The organism is Streptomyces sporangiiformans (assembly GCF_005768555.2).
GTDB lineage: Bacteria > Actinomycetota > Actinomycetes > Streptomycetales > Streptomycetaceae > Streptomyces > Streptomyces sporangiiformans.
Genome location: NZ_VCHX02000336.1, coordinates 1 through 16,783, shown reverse-complemented (window position 1 = coordinate 16,783; position 16,783 = coordinate 1). Strand labels below are relative to the sequence as shown.

At 69.4% G+C, this 16,783-nt stretch carries 15 protein-coding genes; 9 read left to right on the top strand and 6 right to left on the bottom strand.

The window, feature by feature from the left end; translation table 11 throughout:
• Positions 1–7 precede the first annotated feature (7 nt).
• Positions 8–1,489: a cellulase family glycosylhydrolase gene (locus FGD71_RS42560; RefSeq protein WP_119105950.1), complete on the bottom strand. Its 1,482-nt coding sequence runs from the start codon at positions 1,487–1,489 to the stop codon at positions 8–10.
• 256 nt (positions 1,490–1,745) lie between these two features.
• Between FGD71_RS42560 and FGD71_RS42555 the strand changes: the two genes are divergently transcribed.
• The 5 genes from FGD71_RS42555 (at position 1,746) to FGD71_RS42540 (ending at position 8,727) form a co-directional block, all read left to right on the top strand.
• Complete coding sequence (locus FGD71_RS42555; protein WP_119105949.1) at positions 1,746–4,658, top strand: glycoside hydrolase family 48 protein; 2,913 nt, start codon at positions 1,746–1,748, stop codon at positions 4,656–4,658.
• Between the two features lie 171 nt (positions 4,659–4,829).
• Entirely contained in the window at positions 4,830–7,523 is a 2,694-nt protein-coding gene (locus FGD71_RS42550; protein ID WP_119105966.1) for a cellulose binding domain-containing protein, read from the top strand.
• A 155-nt stretch (positions 7,524–7,678) separates the two neighbouring features.
• A complete protein-coding gene (locus tag FGD71_RS42545) occupies positions 7,679–7,939 on the top strand; it encodes a hypothetical protein (protein WP_119105948.1) in 261 nt (86 codons plus the stop codon).
• A 54-nt stretch (positions 7,940–7,993) separates the two neighbouring features.
• Entirely contained in the window at positions 7,994–8,167 is a 174-nt protein-coding gene (locus FGD71_RS47775) for a hypothetical protein (RefSeq protein WP_162931381.1), read from the top strand.
• A 170-nt stretch (positions 8,168–8,337) separates the two neighbouring features.
• Positions 8,338–8,727: a DUF6083 domain-containing protein gene (locus tag FGD71_RS42540; protein ID WP_219925810.1), complete on the top strand. Its 390-nt coding sequence runs from the start codon at positions 8,338–8,340 to the stop codon at positions 8,725–8,727.
• Between the two features lie 405 nt (positions 8,728–9,132).
• On the opposite strand, the gene FGD71_RS42530 is transcribed toward FGD71_RS42540, so the two are convergent.
• The gene (locus tag FGD71_RS42530) at positions 9,133–10,989 is read right to left on the bottom strand and encodes a rhamnogalacturonan lyase (RefSeq protein ID WP_119105946.1); all 1,857 of its coding nucleotides are present in this window, start codon (positions 10,987–10,989) and stop codon (positions 9,133–9,135) included.
• Between the two features lie 90 nt (positions 10,990–11,079).
• On the bottom strand, positions 11,080–12,048 hold the full coding sequence (locus FGD71_RS42525) for a helix-turn-helix transcriptional regulator (RefSeq protein ID WP_119105965.1): 969 nt from the start codon (positions 12,046–12,048) through the stop codon (positions 11,080–11,082).
• Positions 12,049–12,120: 72 nt separating this feature from the next.
• Here FGD71_RS42525 and FGD71_RS42520 point away from each other — a divergent pair, with 72 nt between their 5' ends.
• Together FGD71_RS42520 and FGD71_RS42515 are read left to right on the top strand one after the other, a co-directional pair.
• On the top strand, positions 12,121–12,615 hold the full coding sequence (locus tag FGD71_RS42520; protein WP_119105945.1) for a hypothetical protein: 495 nt from the start codon (positions 12,121–12,123) through the stop codon (positions 12,613–12,615).
• Entirely contained in the window at positions 12,612–13,136 is a 525-nt protein-coding gene (locus FGD71_RS42515) for a hypothetical protein (RefSeq protein WP_119105944.1), read from the top strand. Before FGD71_RS42520 ends, FGD71_RS42515 begins: the two co-directional genes overlap by 4 nt.
• Here the strand turns inward: FGD71_RS42515 and FGD71_RS42510 are convergent.
• Both FGD71_RS42510 and FGD71_RS42505 read right to left on the bottom strand, forming a co-directional pair.
• Positions 13,093–13,833 carry a class I SAM-dependent methyltransferase gene (locus tag FGD71_RS42510; protein WP_119105964.1) on the bottom strand — a complete coding sequence of 247 codons (741 nt, stop codon included), beginning with the start codon at positions 13,831–13,833 and terminating at the stop codon, positions 13,093–13,095. The genes FGD71_RS42515 and FGD71_RS42510 overlap by 44 nt on opposite strands.
• 8 nt (positions 13,834–13,841) lie before the next feature.
• The gene (locus tag FGD71_RS42505; protein ID WP_119105943.1) at positions 13,842–14,147 is read right to left on the bottom strand and encodes a 4a-hydroxytetrahydrobiopterin dehydratase; all 306 of its coding nucleotides are present in this window, start codon (positions 14,145–14,147) and stop codon (positions 13,842–13,844) included.
• Between the two features lie 224 nt (positions 14,148–14,371).
• On the opposite strand from FGD71_RS42505, the gene FGD71_RS42500 reads away from it, so the two are divergent.
• Positions 14,372–15,166: a helix-turn-helix domain-containing protein gene (locus tag FGD71_RS42500; protein ID WP_119105942.1), complete on the top strand. Its 795-nt coding sequence runs from the start codon at positions 14,372–14,374 to the stop codon at positions 15,164–15,166.
• A 7-nt stretch (positions 15,167–15,173) separates the two neighbouring features.
• Here FGD71_RS42500 and FGD71_RS42495 read toward each other — a convergent pair whose 3' ends face one another.
• Positions 15,174–15,596 carry a hypothetical protein gene (locus FGD71_RS42495; protein ID WP_119105941.1) on the bottom strand — a complete coding sequence of 141 codons (423 nt, stop codon included), beginning with the start codon at positions 15,594–15,596 and terminating at the stop codon, positions 15,174–15,176.
• A gap of 223 nt (positions 15,597–15,819) precedes the next feature.
• Here FGD71_RS42495 and FGD71_RS42490 point away from each other — a divergent pair, with 223 nt between their 5' ends.
• Positions 15,820–16,683 carry a helix-turn-helix domain-containing protein gene (locus FGD71_RS42490; RefSeq protein ID WP_119105940.1) on the top strand — a complete coding sequence of 288 codons (864 nt, stop codon included), beginning with the start codon at positions 15,820–15,822 and terminating at the stop codon, positions 16,681–16,683.
• Positions 16,684–16,783: the final 100 nt, after the last annotated feature.

Sequence of the window (16,783 nt, the reverse complement as noted above, 5' to 3'; positions counted from 1 at the left end):
CGGGTTCCTATCCGTCGAGGGAGCGCAGATGATCGCGCAGCCCGATGCCGAACGACGTGGGTGTGCCGTCGTAGTGGGAGATCAGGGCCGGCCCGGAGTTGCAGTTCCAGGTGTTCCAGGTCCAGCCCAGGTAGGACAGGTCGCGCTCGTCGAACCACGCCATGACGCGGTCGATGAAGGAGTGCGCGCAGGTGTTCTCGCCGATCTCGCCCGCCACGAGCGGGACTTGGGCGGCGACCGGGGCGAGCGTGGAGCCCCAGCAGCTTTCGTTGGCGCAGGTGTTGAAGTTGTAGACGTGCCAGGCGGCGCCGAGATTGCCCGACGGGTCGTTGGGCTTGTACGTCAGCCACTGGCTCAGGTCGTTCGAGTACGCGAGCCCGCCGGCCAGGATCACGTTCCTGGCGCCGGTGGCGCGGATCGCGTCGATCAGGTCCTGCATTCCGGCGACCTCGTATCCGATGCCGGGGCAGGTGCCGCCGTCGCGCCAGCAGGTCCACGCCTGGGTGGCGGTGGATGTCGCGCGGTCCGGGTAGGGCTCGTTGAACAGGTCGAAGACGACGGTCGGTTCGTCCTTGAAGGTGCTGGCGACCGAGGCCCAGAAGGACGGCGTGTAGCGCATGTTGGGCATCGGCTTCTGGCAGCCGGCGTGCACGTCGGCGCAGCCGGCGGAGTTGCCCGTGTACTGGCCGTAGGACCAGTGCAGTTCGAGCATCGGCGTCATGCCGTGCGCCTTGACCCTCGCCACCAGGTCCTTGACCGCGTTGATGTAGTTGGCGCCGGCGTACTCGGGTTTGATGTTGGACAGGCCCAGCCAGCACTCCTCGTTCAGCGGAATGCGGACGGTGTTGACTTTCCAGTCGGCGATCGCCTTCACCGAGGCGTCGTCGACCGGGCCGTCCCAGATGCCGTTGCCCTGGACGCACGCGAACTCGCCGCCGGAGCGGTTGACTCCGAGAAGTCGCCGGGTGGCGCCGCTCTCGTCGACCAGCTTGTTGCCGGAGACCTCCAGCACCGGCGGGCCGTCCGTGGGTTCCGGCGGATCGGGTGGGTCCGGCGGGTCGGGCGACGGTTCCGCGTCCACGTTGCACAGGGTCCCGTTGAGCTTGAACGACGTGGGCGCGGCGTTGCTCCCCGACCACGAAGCGAGGAACCCGGCGCTGACGCTCGCGCCGGAGGCCAGCGAGCCGTTGTAGCTCGCGTTGGCCGCGGTCACGGTGGTCTGGGACTGGGACCACTTGGCGTTCCAGCCCTGGCTGAGCTTCTGTCCGCCGGCCAGGTCGAAGGTGAGACTCCACCCGCTGAGCGCGGCGGTGTTGTTGGTGATCTTCACGGCGCCCTGGAAGCCGGTGTCCCACTGGCTGGTGACGGAGTACTCCACCGTGCACGCGGGTGCTGCCGCGGAAGCCGTGACGGCCGGGGCGATCGCGGTGCCCATGAGGGCCACGGCCGCACCGGCCAGTAAAAGAGATGAACGCGGGGGGTGTCGCATGAGCGACTCCTTGCAGCTCTGACGCGCCGTGACGGCCGCGTCGACTGAATGGAATCGCTCCCACTGGTGCGGAAGAAGGTAGCGCCAAGTGATGGTAAAGAACAGAGGAGTTGCGCTGTTGATCTATCGAATCATTTCGACTCTTCAAACACCTTGACCCCTTGTACCCGCCTCCTCAATATGGGAGCGCTCCCACTGGTTCAAAGCTTGTCGCTCCTCCCCCACATCTCCGAGCCGCAAGGAGAGGAACCAGAACATGGCAGGCAAGAAGAGACGTCGCGGGCGGCGGTTGTGGACCGCTGTCGCGGCGGCCCTCGCGCTCCCCCTCACCACGCTGGCGGCAGGCTCAACTCCCGCTCAAGCGGCTGCAGTTCAGTGCAGTGTCGACTACAAGACCAATGACTGGGGCTCCGGTTTCACCGCGGAACTGACCCTCACCAACCGCGGCTCAGAGGCCATCGACGACTGGACCCTGACGTACGACTACGCGGGCAACCAGAAGCTCTCGAACGGATGGAGCGGCACCTGGTCGCAGTCCGGCAAGTCGGTCACCGTGAAGAGCGCCTCCTACAACGCGAAGATCGCTGCCGGAGCCGCCGTCACCACCGGTGCCCAGTTCACGTACAGCGGCACGAACACCGCGCCCGACAGGTTCACCGTCAACGGCACCACCTGCGCCGGCGCCCATCAGCCGCCGATCACCGTGCTGACTAGCCCCGCCCCGGGCGCCGTCTACACGCGGGGCGACGCGGTCCCGCTGGCCGCCACCGCCGCGGCCGCCGACAACGCGACGATCAGCAAGGTCGAGTTCTACGACGACACGACGCTGCTGGGCACCGACACGACGTCCCCCTACACGCTGTCGGCCAATAGCTTGACCGTGGGCAGTCATTCCCTGGTGGCGAAGGCGTACGACAGCCTGGGTGCCTCGGCGGAGTCCACACCGGTCGGCATCACGGTCGCCTCGGGGCCCGCAGTGGTGGCCTCGCCCGCCCAACTCGGCGTCCAGCAGGGGAAGACGGGCACATTCGACGTGAAGCTGTCGACGCAGCCGTCCTCCGACGTGACCGTTTCGACGGCCCGCACGAGCGGCAACACGGGCCTGACCGTCACCGGCGGCTCGTCGCTCCGCTTCACGCCGTCGAACTGGAACACGGCCCAGAAGGTGACCGTCACCGCCGCCGACTCCGGCACCGGCTCGGCGACCTTCGAGTCGACCGCCACCGGGCACACCAAGGCCACGGTCACCGTCACCCAGCTCGCGGCGGCGAAGGCGTACGACGCCCGTTTCCTGGAGCTCTACGGCAAGATCACCAACCCGGCGAACGGCTACTTCTCCCCCGAGGGCATCCCGTACCACTCGGTCGAGACCCTGATCGTCGAGGCGCCGGACCACGGCCATGAGACGACGTCGGAGGCGTACAGCTATCTGATCTGGCTGCAGGCGATGTACGGCAAGGTCACCGGCGACTGGACCAGGTTCAACGCCGCGTGGGAGACCATGGAGAAGTTCATGATCCCCACGCACGCCGACCAGCCGACGAACTCCTTCTACAACGCCTCCAAGCCCGGGACGTACGCGCCCGAGCTGGACACCCCGAACGAGTACCCGGCAAAGCTCGACACCGGTGTCTCGGTGGGCTCGGACCCGATCGCCTCGGAGCTGAAGAGCGCGTACGGCACGGACGACGTCTACGGCATGCACTGGCTGCAGGACGTGGACAACGTCTACGGCTACGGCAACGAGCCGGGCAAGTGCGAGGCAGGGCCGACCGCGACCGGCCCGTCGTACGTCAACACCTTCCAGCGCGGCTCGCAGGAGTCGGTGTGGGAGACGGTGACGCAGCCGACCTGTGACGCCTTCAAGTACGGCGGTAAGAACGGGTACTTGGACCTGTTCACCGGTGACGCCTCCTATGCCAAGCAGTGGAAGTTCACCAACGCGCCGGACGCCGACGCGCGTGCCGTGCAGGCCGCGTACTGGGCCGACATCTGGGCCGAGGAGCAGGGCAAGGGCTCCCAGGTCTCGGCGACCCTCGGCAAGGCCGCGAAGATGGGCGACTATCTGCGCTACTCCATGTACGACAAGTACTACAAGAAAATCGGCAACTGCGTCGGACCGTCGACCTGTGCCCCAGGGACCGGCAAGGACTCCTCGCACTACCTGATGTCCTGGTACTACGCCTGGGGCGGCGCCACCGACACCGCGGCGGGCTGGTCCTGGCGCATCGGCTCCAGCCACGCCCACGGCGGCTACCAGAACCCGCTGGCCGCGTACGCGCTCAGCTCGTACGCCGATCTGAAGCCCAAGTCGGCGACGGGGCAGGCCGACTGGGCCAAGTCCCTGGACCGGCAGCTGGAGTTCTACCGCTGGCTGCAGTCCAACGAGGGTGCCATCGCGGGCGGTGCCACCAACAGCTGGAAGGGCCGCTACGCGACCCCGCCGACAGGCACGCCCACCTTCTACGGCATGTACTACGACGAGAAGCCGGTGTACCACGACCCGCCGTCCAACCAGTGGTTCGGCTTCCAGGCGTGGTCCATGGAGCGGGTCGCCGAGTACTACCAGCAGACGGGTGACGCGGACGCCAAGACCGTCCTCGACAAGTGGGTCGACTGGGCGCTGTCCAAGACCACGGTCAACCCGGACGGCACCTTCCGCATCCCGAACACGCTCCAGTGGTCGGGCGCGCCCGACACCTGGAACGCGTCGAGTCCCGGCGCCAACAGCGGGCTGCACGTCACCGTCGCCGACTACACCAACGACGTGGGCGTGGCCGCCGCGTACGCCAAGACCCTGACGTACTACGCCGACAGGTCCGGTGACACGGAGGCGAAGACGACGGCGAAGGCGCTGCTCGACGGCATGTGGAAGAACAACCAGGACGCGCTCGGCATCGCGGTCCCGGAGACCCGCGCCGACTACAACCGCTTCGACGACGGCGTGTACATCCCCAGCGGCTGGACCGGGAAGATGCCGAACGGCGACACGATCGACTCCTCGTCCACCTTCGCCTCGATCCGCTCCTTCTACAAGGACGACCCGGCGTGGTCGAAGATCGAGAGCTATCTCGCGGGCGGCGCCGCGCCCACGTTTACGTACCACCGGTTCTGGGCCCAGGCGGACATAGCCCTCGCCATGGGCTCGTACGCGGAGCTACTCGAATAAGTCCCCGCTGCTCCGTGTACAGGGTCCTGTCGTCGCGGTGGCGTCCAGCAGTCGCCATCCGTGACGGCAGGGCCCACCCTCGGGCGGTCCCCTCTCCTCCCGGGGGTCCGCACGCTCGTCGCGCCTTTCCATCCCCCGCTTCAGGAGAGGACCCCCACCGTGCGAAGAACCATCAGAAGGGGCCGCGTTCTCACGACCGTGCTCGCTCTGGCGGCCGGCCTCCTGGCGGACGGCCCGTACGCGCTGGCCGCCGAGGCCCCCGAAGCTGCCGAGAAGTCGGTGCGCGTCGCCGCCGACACCTACACCTGGAAGAACGCCCGGATCGACGGCGGCGGCTTCGTCCCCGGCATCGTCTTCAACCGCAGCGAGAAGAACCTCGCGTACGCCCGCACCGACATCGGCGGTGCCTACCGCTGGCAGGAGTCGTCGAAGACCTGGACCCCGCTGCTCGACTCGGTCGGCTGGGACGACTGGGGCCACACCGGAGTCGTCAGCCTCGCCTCGGACTCCGTCGACCCGAACAAGGTGTACGCGGCCGTCGGCACCTACACCAACAGCTGGGACCCCGGCAAGGGCGCCGTGCTGCGCTCCGCCAACCGGGGCGCGAGCTGGCAGAAGGCCGACCTGCCGTTCAAGCTGGGCGGCAACATGCCCGGACGCGGCATGGGCGAGCGGCTCGCCGTGGACCCGCACAAGAACAGCGTGCTGTATCTGGGCGCCCCCAGCGGCAAGGGCCTGTGGCGCTCCACGGACTCGGGCGCCTCCTGGTCGCAGGTGACGAACTTCCCCAACGTCGGCAACTACGTGCAGGATCCGAGCGACACGAGCGGCTACGCCTCCGACAACCAGGGCATCGTCTGGGTCACCTTCGACGAGTCGACGGGCACGTCCCAGAACGCCACGAAGACCCTCTACGTCGGGGTCGCCGACAAGGACAACGCCGTGTACCGCTCGACGGACGCGGGCGCCACCTGGTCGAGGCTGGCCGGACAGCCCACGGGCCACCTGGCCCACAAGGGGGTCCTCGACGCCAAGAACGGCTATCTCTACCTGGCCTACAGCGACAAGGGCGGCCCGTACGACGGCGGCAAGGGCCGGCTGTGGCGGTACGCGACGGCGACCGGCGCCTGGACGGACATCAGCCCGGTCGCGGAGGCCGACACGTACTACGGCTTCAGCGGACTGACCGTGGACCGGCAGAAGCCGGGCACGGTGATGGCGACCGCGTACAGCTCCTGGTGGCCGGACACCCAGATCTTCCGCTCGACGGACAGCGGCGGCACCTGGACGAAGGCGTGGGACTACACGTCGTATCCCAACCGCTCCAACCGCTACACGATGGATGTCTCGTCCTCGCCCTGGCTGGCCTGGGGCGCGAATCCGTCACCGCCGGAGCAGACGCCCAAACTCGGCTGGATGACCGAGGCGCTGGAGATCGACCCGTTCGACTCCGACCGGATGATGTACGGGACGGGCGCCACGGTCTACGGCACCGAGAACCTGACGCGGTGGGACAGCGGCGGTCAGTTCGCCATCAGGCCCATGGTGCAGGGCCTGGAGGAGACGGCCGTCAACGACCTGGCGGCTCCCCCGTCCGGCTCGGCCACGCTCCTCAGCGCACTCGGTGACATTGGTGGCTTCCGGCACACGGACCTGACCAAAGTGCCGTCGATGATGTTCACCGCGCCGAACTTCACCTCCACGACGAGCCTCGACTACGCCGAAAGCAACCCGGGGACGGTGGTACGGGTCGGCAACCTGGACTCCGGACCTCATGTCGCCTTCTCCACGGACAACGGCGCCAACTGGTTCGCCGGCACCGACCCTTCGGGGGTCTCGGGCGGCGGCACGGTCGCCGCCGCGTCCGACGGCGGCCGCTTCGTGTGGAGCCCGCAGGGCACCGGCGTCCAGCACACGACCGGCTTCGGCTCGTCGTGGTCCGCCTCGAGCGGAATTCCGGCGGGCGCGATCGTGGAGTCCGACCGGGTCGACCCGAAGACCTTCTACGGCTTCAAGTCGGGGAAGTTCTACGTCAGTTCGGACGGTGGCGCCACCTTCACCGCCTCCTCGGCGACGGGGCTGCCGAGCGGTGACAGCGTCCGTTTCAAGGCGTTGCCCGGCACCAAGGGCGACATCTGGCTGGCGGGCGGGGCGAGTGACGGTGCCTACGGGCTGTGGCACTCGACGGACGGCGGCGCGACCTTCACCAAGCTGTCCGGCGTCGAGCAGGCCGACACCATCGGCTTCGGCAGGGCCGCGGCCGGCGCCTCGTACCAGACGCTCTACACCAGCGCCAAGATCGGCGGCGTACGCGGCATCTTCCGCTCCACGGACAAGGGCGCGAGCTGGACGAGGATCAACGACGACGCCCACCAGTGGGGTTGGACGGGCGCCGCCATCACCGGTGATCCCCGCGTCTACGGGCGGGTGTACGTGGCGACGAACGGGCGCGGGGTCATCTACGGCGACTCCTCCGACACCGGCGGAGGCGGAGACGGCGGAGGTGGAGGTGACGGAGGTGGCGGCACGGATCCGACGCCTACGGGTGCCTGCGCGGTGACGTACCAGGTCACCAGCCAGTGGTCGGGAGGTTTCCAGGCGGACGTGCGGCTCGCCAACACCGGGACGAGCGCCTGGAGCGGCTGGTCGCTCGGCTGGTCCTTCCCCGACGGGCAGAAGGTCACTCAGATGTGGAACGCCGACCACACGCAGTCCGGTACGGCCGTCACGGCGAAGAACCTGGGCTGGAACGCGAACGTCGCGGCCGGTTCCTCGGTGAGCTTCGGCTTCACAGGAAGCTCGACGGCATCGAACGGCAAACCGACCGCCTTCAAGCTGGGCGACCGGACCTGCTCGGTGTCGTAGTCCCCCTGGAGGGGCAGGGAGGGCGCGTGCCGGTCTCGGCACGCGCCCTCCTTTCAGGTGAGAGACTGGCGTCTTTCGGCGTGCAGCTCACGCCCGTCATCGAAGAGTTTCCGTGAACACGCCGGGCCGGAGCGTCTGGGCGAGGAGTCGACCACATGATGGCCCGCACCAAACTGATCCAGGAGCTACGCCGTGAGGGCGCCGGCCACAGCAGAACGAGTGCCGCGCTCCTCGTCGAGGACTACGCCCACCTGCTCGCTGTCCAGTTGAGGGAGGCGGGGCACCGTGAGGCCGCCGACCTCATCGACCCTCGCGCCGGGCAGTGCACGTGCGGCGCGCCCGACGGCGACGACGAGGACAGCACGCAGACGCGCCGTTACTGGGAGCACTCCCGGGCGTGCCCGCGGGGAGCGTGAGCGGCGGCGCTGATTGCGGTTACGGTGACTGTTGCACCGACGATTGGAGCCACCATGCCGGAGGAGCCGAAGCCGGGCCCGTTGGGTACGGCCATGCGGAAGGTCACTTTCCCGGACGGGTCTCGGGGGATCATCCTGGTGGACGCGGGCACACCGCAGGAGGACGCGGATCTGTTGGCCGCGCAGGTGTGGGCGGAGATGCCGGAGCCGGGCGTACCGAACGAGTAGACGCCGGGACGTCGGTTTGTCCACAACGCCTGTCCGGCCGCTGATGGCGAGGCGCGGGTGCCGGGTGCGGCCGTGGGGCGTCTCGACTGCCGCTTCGGGCCCGTGCGGTCGCAGGGGTCCCGTCCGAATGCCCCCGTGCGGCATGCCCCGCCAGGTCGCACGCTCGCAGTATGGGGTCCGTTGTCGAGGGGGCGCGGCCTTGGGGCCGCGCGCAGGTCTCCGCGTGTCCGTACTGCGGGTTGCCGCAGGACCGCGTGCCGACGTTGGAGCAGGACTGGGTGCTGCTGGAACCGGGCGTCGATGTACTGGCGCATCTGGTGCCGGCCGAGCACCGGTGGATTGTCCTGTCGGACGGACGGGTGACCGTGTACGGCGTGTGCCCGCCGGATCCGCTTCAGCGCTGCCGCATCGAACACCGGCTGGTATGTCCCAGGCAGGGGCTGCCGGACCTGTGGCGTTGGCTGACGGCGATGCGAGTGGAGAACGCGCGCAGGTCGGAGCGGCAGGCGGGCTCGAAGCCGGGGCTGCCGCCGGACCTTGGGTTGCCGGACGTCGGGTAGGGCGCGTGACCACGCCGCGGCGCCCCCACTCGGATCGCTTCGGGCTTCGGGTGGGGGCGTTCGCGCCCTTGGGTAGTTCGCAGGCCCAGGGGACGGAGAGGGAACGGCCCGCGAGGATGCGGGTTTCGGGGAGGCCGTTGAGGCCGTCGTCGAAGATGGCTTCGCCTTCTTTGCCTTCGTCGCCGTAGGCGCAGTTGACGGACATCTCGTCGGCGTTGAGGGTCTCATCGGACTTGTTCACGATCTCGGTGCCGTCGGCCGCTGTGGTCTCGGTGACGGTGACGGTCGGCGCGGCTTCGGTGTCGCCGCCGGTGGTGACTCCGGCGGTGGCCGCGGTGGCGGCGGCCATCCGAAGGACCCGGATGGCCGCCTTGGGGCCTCACCATCAGTGCATGTGTTCGCCGCTCAGGGCGTGTAGACCGTCGGCCTGGGGGCCGTCGCCATGCCGCTGCCGATGTGGAAGCTCGGGTGCGGCGGCTGGTTGTAAGCCGTGTTCTGCCAGGCCAGCGCCGTGCGGTACATCGTGTCGTGGAGCAGGGTGGTGATCTTCGCGCTGGTCTCGTACGGCGTGGAGTAGATCCGCAGGGCCGTGTTGTCCGAGGTCGGCCAGACGACCTCCTCGCGCCAGTCGCCGAAGATGTCGCCGGAGAGCGACGGGGTGGCCTTCGTGCCGTTGTTGGAGTGCACGGAGGCACCGGTCAGCAGACGGGTGTCGCCCGAGGTGCCGTACTTGTCGATGCGGGTGCCGTCGAGGAGTTCGCGTGTGGTGTCGCCGTCCCACCAGCTGACGAAGTTGATGCTGGACGGCTCTCGGCCGAGGGAGGCGCCGGTGGCCGAGCGGAGTGTGCTGTCGGCCGCGGACCAGGACTCGGCGCCTGCCGAACCCGCGTAGATGTCGGCCGAGACTCCACGGCCGTTGTCGGAACCGGAGGCCGTCTGCCACAGGATCTGCCCGGTGCGCGCGTCGGCCAGCCAGGAACCGGGCTTGGAGCTGTCCTCGGAGACCTTGAAGTACTCCAGGCCGGCGCGGGACGGGTTGAGGTCGCCGACATGGCCCGCGTCACCGTGGCCCAGCTTCGTCGTCCACAGTCCGTGGCCGTTGTCGTCCACGGTCATGCCGCCGTAGACGATCTCGTCCTTGCCGTCGGCGTCGACGTCCGCGACGGACAGACTGTGGTTGCCCTGCCCGTCGTACCCCTTGCCCGTGTTGGTCGACGAGTTGGTGTCGAAGGTCCAGCGGCGCGTGAACTGGCCGTTCCGCCAGTCCCAGGCCGCGATCACCGTGCGGGTGTAGTAGCCGCGCGCCATGATCAGCGAGGGGCGGCTGCCGTCCAGGTAGGCGGTGCCGGCGAGGAACCGGTCGACCCGGTTGCCGTACGAGTCGCCCCACGACGCGACCGATCCGCGCGCCGGGACGTAGTCGACCGTCTGCATCGCCTTACCGGTCTGGCCGTTGAACATGGTCAGGAATTCGGGGCCGGACAGGACGTACCCGCTGGAGTTGCGGTGGTCGGCGGACGAACTGCCGATCACCGCGCCGGTGCCGTCCTTCGTGCCGTCCGCGGTCTTCATGGCGACCTCGGCTTTGCCGTCGCCGTCGTAGTCGTACGCCTGGAACTGCGTGTAGTGCGCGCCCGAGCGGATGTTGCGGCCGAGGTCGATGCGCCACAGGCGGGTGCCGTCGAGCTTGATGCCGTCGACGAATGTGTTGCCGGTGACGCCCGACTGCGAGTTGTCCTTGGCGTTGGTCGGCTGCCACTTCAGGACGAAGTCGAGGGCCCCGTCGCCGTCGAGGTCGGCGACGGAGGCGTCGTTGGCCTCGTAGGTGTAGCCGGAGCCGCCCGCCGGTGGCGTGATGGGCACGTCCTTGTATCCGGTGCGGAACTGGATGGCGTGCACGGAGTCGGCCTGCTCCACTCCGTCCACGACCGCGCGGACCGTGTAGTCGGCCTGAGAGGGGGCGCCGGAGTGGAAGTAGTTCGTGGAACCCGTGATCGGGGTCGAGTTGACCTTCGTACCAGCCCGGTAGACGTTGAACGACACGTTGTTCGGGTCGGTGCCGAGCCAGCGCCAGCTGACCAGGTTGCCGCTGTCGGTGTGGACGCTGACGACGCCCCGGTCGAGCTTCTCGACCTGCCGGGCGGTCGCCGCCTGCGCCGGGCCGCCCGTGAGCGCGGTGAGCCCGGCGGCGGCGAGGGCGCCGGTGAGCACGGTGGTGAGGAGGAGCCGGGTTCGCTTGCGTCTGCGATGCGTGTGCTGCACGGTGAGGTACCTCCTGAGAGGGGCAGACGGGATCTACTTCCCCAGTCGTCGCCGGAGGCACGGGAGTTGCCGCCCTTCAGCAAGCGCTCTCTACGCGTGCGTACGAGCCGGCCTCTCCGCGTACGTACGCGCCAGCGCGGCGAACGTCGCGGCGATGCGTTCGCGCAGTTCGGCCGGTTCCAGTACCTCGATGCCCGTGCCGAGGCCCAGGAACTCGGCGTGCGCGTGGCCGACGGACTCGATGGGGACGGTGGCCACAGTCCAGCCATCCGTATCCATACGGCCGTCGGCCCGCACGGCGTCGCCCGCCGGTCCGGTGAGACGGACTCCCGGAGCCAGCCGGACCACCGCCTCCCCCTGGTGGAGCCGGTCGTGGAAGTCCCTCTGGTACGCCGCCCAGTACGCGGCGAGGCCGAAGTCCTCGGGCCGGGTGAACTCCTCGTCGGACGCTGCCAGTTCGAGGATCTGGTCGACGCGGTACGTACGCGGGCCCGGGCCGGCCACCACGTACCAGCGGCCCGCCTTGAGGACGAGGCCGTACGGTTCCAGGCGACGCCGCACATCGGTGGGCTCGCGCCAGCGGCGGTACAGCACATGGAGGACGCGGCTGTTCCAGACCGCGTCGGCGACCGCGGGGAGATACGGGGCGTCCTCGTCGTCGGCGTACCAGCCGGGCGCGTCCAGGTGGAAGCGGCCACTGACGCGGTCGGCGTGCGCGCGCAGCTCACGCGGGAGGGCCGCCCGGACCTTCAGCTGGGCGGCGGCGAGGACCGAGCCCAGGCCCAGTTCGGCGGCGGGGCCGGGGGCTCCCGCGAGGAACAGGGCCTCGGCCTCCTCGGCGGTCAGCCCGGTCAGGCGCGTGCGGTAGCCGTCGAGGAGCCGATAGCCGCCGGCATGTCCGGCGTCGCCGTACAGCGGAACTCCGGCGGCGCTCAGCGCTTCGACGTCCCGGTAGACGGTGCGCACCGACACCTCCAGCTCCTCTGCGAGCTGGGCGGCGGTCAGCCGTCCTCGCGTCTGGAGCAGCAGCAGGATGGAGACGAGCCGGGCTGATTTCACCCGGCCACCCTTGCAGACTTCGTCCAACTTCACTGACAGATGGTGTCAGTGGAGTGGCTCTAGCTTGCTCGCATGGCCTTCAAGGAGAAACTCCTGACCGTGCCGCCGCCCATCGAGGTGGCGGGGCGGCGGATCAAGCGCTACCACGTCACGGCCGACGCGGCGGGCATCGCACCCGACGTCGAGGAAGCGGCCTACGCGATCCTGCCGAAGCTGCTGCCGGAGCCGGGCGGAGCCGGAGGGGACGGCACACCGCCCGCGACGTTCGTCGTGCTGCACCGGGGCGGCGACGACGGCGCGTACCTCAACGCGTACAGCTGGGTGTGGGACAACGTCCTGCACTTCCGGGGCGCCTCGGCGGGCCAGCCGGTGCTCGGCTGCCCGGACCGCGACCCGACGCGCTTCATCACCCCCGACCTGCCGTGGATCGGGTGTGTCTGGGAGTTGCCCCCGATCCTGCACGAACGCGACGCCTGGGTACGGCACATGCTCGCGCCCGACGTCCCCGACCTCGACGCCTATGTCAACGACTCCCTCCCCGAGGGCACGACTGGAGACCGTTCATGAGTACGCCGCACGACTTCGACTTCTTCATCGGCGAGTGGGACGTCACGCATCGCCGCCGCACCGATTTCCTCGACGCCCAGAGCACCTGGGAGGAGTTCCCGGCCACGAACCGCTGCTGGAGCCTTTTTGACGGAGCCGCCAACATCGACGAGATGGACGTACCGAGCCAGGGCTGGAAGGGGCTGACGCTGCGGCTGTTCGACCAGGAGACCGAGCAGTGGTCGCTGAACTGGTCGTCCAGCCGCTCAGGCAGACTGTTCCCGCCGGTGATCGGTCACTTCACCGACGGGCGGGGCGAGTTCTTCGGTGACGACACGCTCCCCAACTCTCGACTTCGCTCGAGCGGGGGGACCCCCATCGGCCAGCCCGTGCGCGTGCGCTTCGTGTGGTCGGGGATCTCCGACACCACCGCCCGCTGGGAACAGGCGTTCTCGGTGGACGGCGAGAAGACATGGGTGACGAACTGGTTCATGGACTTCACCCGACGCGCGGCCCCGGTTTCCGGAACGACCTCAGCTTGAACTCCGGTTCGGGGCGCGGGACATGCTGGTCCGGCAGCTCCTCCAAGCGGGACGCCAGCTCCTCGGTGAGCGCGTCTTTGGGGCGGAGGAGCGTGTACCAGCCGCGCCGTACATCGGCGGCGGCCCGGGCGGGGGTGCGGCCCTGGCCTCGGCCGGGGAAGGCCGACCGGCCCTCCGGGAGCAGCCCGCTGTCGGCGGCGAAGCCGGTCACCAGTGCGGCCTCGTCGCGGGGAGCACGGCGCGGGCGGGGAGCCATGACGGCGTCGATGTCGCTGCCGACGTCGTGGGAGGCCGCCTTGTCGACGGTCGTGACGAAGACACCGCCCGGCCGCAGCACCCGTGCAGCCTCGGCGACCACGAGGGCCGCGTCGTCCAGCAGATGCAGCAGCCAGATGGCCGAGACGGCGTCGAACGAGCTGTCGGGAAAGGGAAGTTGGCGACTGTCGGCGCGTACGACGCGGCCCGGGACCTGCTCGGCGGCCCGGCTCAGCATCCCGTACGCCGCGTCGGCGCCCGTCACGTCGAGCCCCGCCGCCGCGAGGCACCGGGTCACGGTTCCGGTGCCACAGGCGACATCAAGGAGGGTGCGCGTCCCCTCGGGGAGCATCCCGAGTACGGCACTCGCGGCCGCGGCGGCGCGCGGCTCGCCGCCGCGGGACGCGTCGTACCACTCCGCCTCTTTGTTGTAGTCGAACACCAGCGAGCTCAACTCGCACCGTGCCCCGGAGCGATCTCCTCCACCCGGCGTGCCAGGTCGAAGTCCAGCTCGGTGACCGCGCCGCCCACGCTGTGCGTGTTCACCGTGAGGGAGACGGAGTGGTAGCCGAGCGTGAGGTCGGAGTGGTGGTCCAGCTCATCCTGCAGCTGGGCGATGTGCAGGACCATCGCGGCCGCAGCGAAGTGCGAGCCGAGCCGGTAGGAGCGGGCGATCCGGTCACCGTCGAGCGACCAGCCCGGCAACTCCGCGAGACGGTCCTCGATCTCCTTCTGCGACAGCGGTTCGAGAGGCATGGCTGTGCTTCCTTCCGTCATCCCGTAACCTCCGGCTCTCTCAGCCTGCCACAGCCGGACGGTTTCGGTCCTGGTCAGGCGGGTGACCGGGAATCGGCGACGTACGCCTGCGACGGCGAGGCGTACGGATTCGGCCGCCGTCCGTGATCGTCCCACGATGCCCTTGTGTCACTCCGGTCGCACTCGGCCACTGCCCTGAGCCACGCCTCGACTACGGTCTTCCCATGACCAAGGGGATCGGCCCGCTGCTGCGGGGCTGGCGGGAGCAGCGTCGGGTCAGTCAGCTGGAGCTGGCGTCGCGGGCGGAGTCGTCGGCGCGGCACATCAGTTTCATCGAGACGGGCCGCTCCCGGCCGAGCGAGGAGATGGTGCTGCGTCTCGCCGAGCATCTGGACGTCCCCGTGCGGGAGCGCAACGCCCTTCTGCTGGCGGCCGGTTACGCACCCCGCTATCGGGAGACCCCGCTGGACGACCCGGCGATGGGGGCCCTGCGGGAGGGCATGGAGCGGCTGATCCAGGGATACGAGCCCTATCCGGCGATCGTGGTGGACGCCACCTACAACGTGGTCGCCGCCAACCGGGGCATCGCGATGCTGCTCGACGGTGTCCCCGAGCACCTGCTCGCCCCGCCGCTCAACGTGATGCGTGTGACCCTGCACCCGGAGGGCCTGGCACCCAGGATCCGCAATCTGCACGAGTGGCGTGGTCATCTGCTGGACCAGATGGGACGGCAGATCGCCCTGCGCCGCTCGGAGTCGCTGCGGGTGCTGTACGAGGAGGTGGCGGCGTATCCGTATCCCGACAACCCGAACCCCGAGGGCGTCGAAGAGTCCCCGGAGCCGGTCCCCCTCATCGCGCTGCCGATGCGGATCGAGCACGACGGTCGCGTCCTGTCCTTCATCTCGTCCATCTCGACGTTCAACACCCCGATGGACGTGACGGTGGCCGAGCTGGCCATCGAGACGCTCCTCCCGGCCGACCCGGCCACGGCCAAGTACCTTCAGTCGCTGGTGCCCTGACGGTCACTCAGCCGCGATCGGAGGCCGCCCGCAGCGCCATGTACTGCAGGCCCGCGAACCCGGCCACGGTCAGCGCCTGCACCGGCACCCACACCGCGCCCGCCGTACTCGGTGACAGCCACATGGCGAGCGCGACGAAACTCAAGCCCGCCCAGGCGAGATTGGCCTCGATCACGGCGCGTACGGGAAGGACCGGCGGCTGCCGGCGCGTGGCGAGCCAGGCGACGCCCGCCGCGTACGCCAGGAGGAACAGACCGAGGCCGAGCAGCAGTCCCGGGTCGATTCCGAGCAACCGCCCGAGCGGTCCGGAGGCGGCGGCGTAGGCGATGCCGTTCGCCCCGGTGACAGTTGCGTCGAGTGCCAGGAAGCGGCGCAGCATGGTCTGCGGTTCGCTGGTGCGGGCCAGGGTGGCGAGGTGGGCTGCGGACATGATGGATCACCTTCCGTCGAGGTCGGGGCGGGCCGGAACGGGCCGGTGGGACCCGGATCCCGGGGCGGAGTGCGCCGGCCCGGGACCCGGTGCATCCACCCTGCCCGGCCGCGCGGACAGCGTCGATTACCTGAGAGGTCATGGGCGCTCTGCCGTTCACGTGAGGGTTCTGGCGGAAACATGGCAAACTTCTGGCGATGCTCGGCGCTTGGGGAGGCGTGGCGTGAGTGAACGGCGTCCTGCGCCGACCGTGGGCCAGGTGGTGCTGGGGAGACGGCTTCAGGAGTTGCGCGAGGCGACCGGGCTGAGGCGGGACGAGGCCGCGCAGATCCTGCGTGTCACGGCCGCGACCGTCCGCCGGATGGAGATGGCCGAGGTCGCCCTGAAGATCCCGTACATGCAGGTGCTGCTGTCCACGTACGGAGTGCCCGACGACGAGATCGCGGTGTTCGTCTCGCTCGCCGAGGAGGCGAACCAGCCCGGCTGGTGGCAGCGCTTCCACGACGTCCTGCCGGACTGGTTCAGCATGCATGTGAGCCTGGAGGGCGCGGCCTCGGTCATCCGGTCGTACGAGCCGCACTTCGTGCCCGGACTGCTGCAGACCGAGGACTACGCGCGCGCGGTCCTGGACGCGGGAACCGTCGGGCAGACGCGGCCCGAGGAGATCGAACGGCATGTGTCACTGCGGCTGGCCCGGCAGAAGCTACTGACCCGCGAACACGCGCCCCGCCTGTGGGTGATCATGGACGAAACGGTGCTGCGGCGGCCGGTGAGCATCCGCGGCGAGGTGATGCGGGATCAGCTGGACCGCCTCCTGGAGGCCGTCGAGAACGACCGCATCACGCTGCAGATCGCCGAGTTCGCGTCCGGCCCGCATCCGGGGACGTACGCGCCCTTCGCACTGTTTCGTTTCGCGGAGCCCGAGCTGCCGGACATGGTCTACAGCGAGTATCTGACCGGCGCCCTCTATCTCGACACGCGCGCGGAGGTCGCCGCGCATCTGGAGGTCCTGGACCACATGACGGCCCGAGCGGCCTCGGCCCAGCGCACGAAGCGGCTCATCGAGAGCCGCCGCGACGATTTCTGACGCAGGGGTTTCGCCCCCGCCGCCCCTACCCATTCCCGTCCCCTGGGGCTCCGCCCCAGACCCCGCTCCTCAAACGCCGGAGAGGCTGACTTTCAGCCCG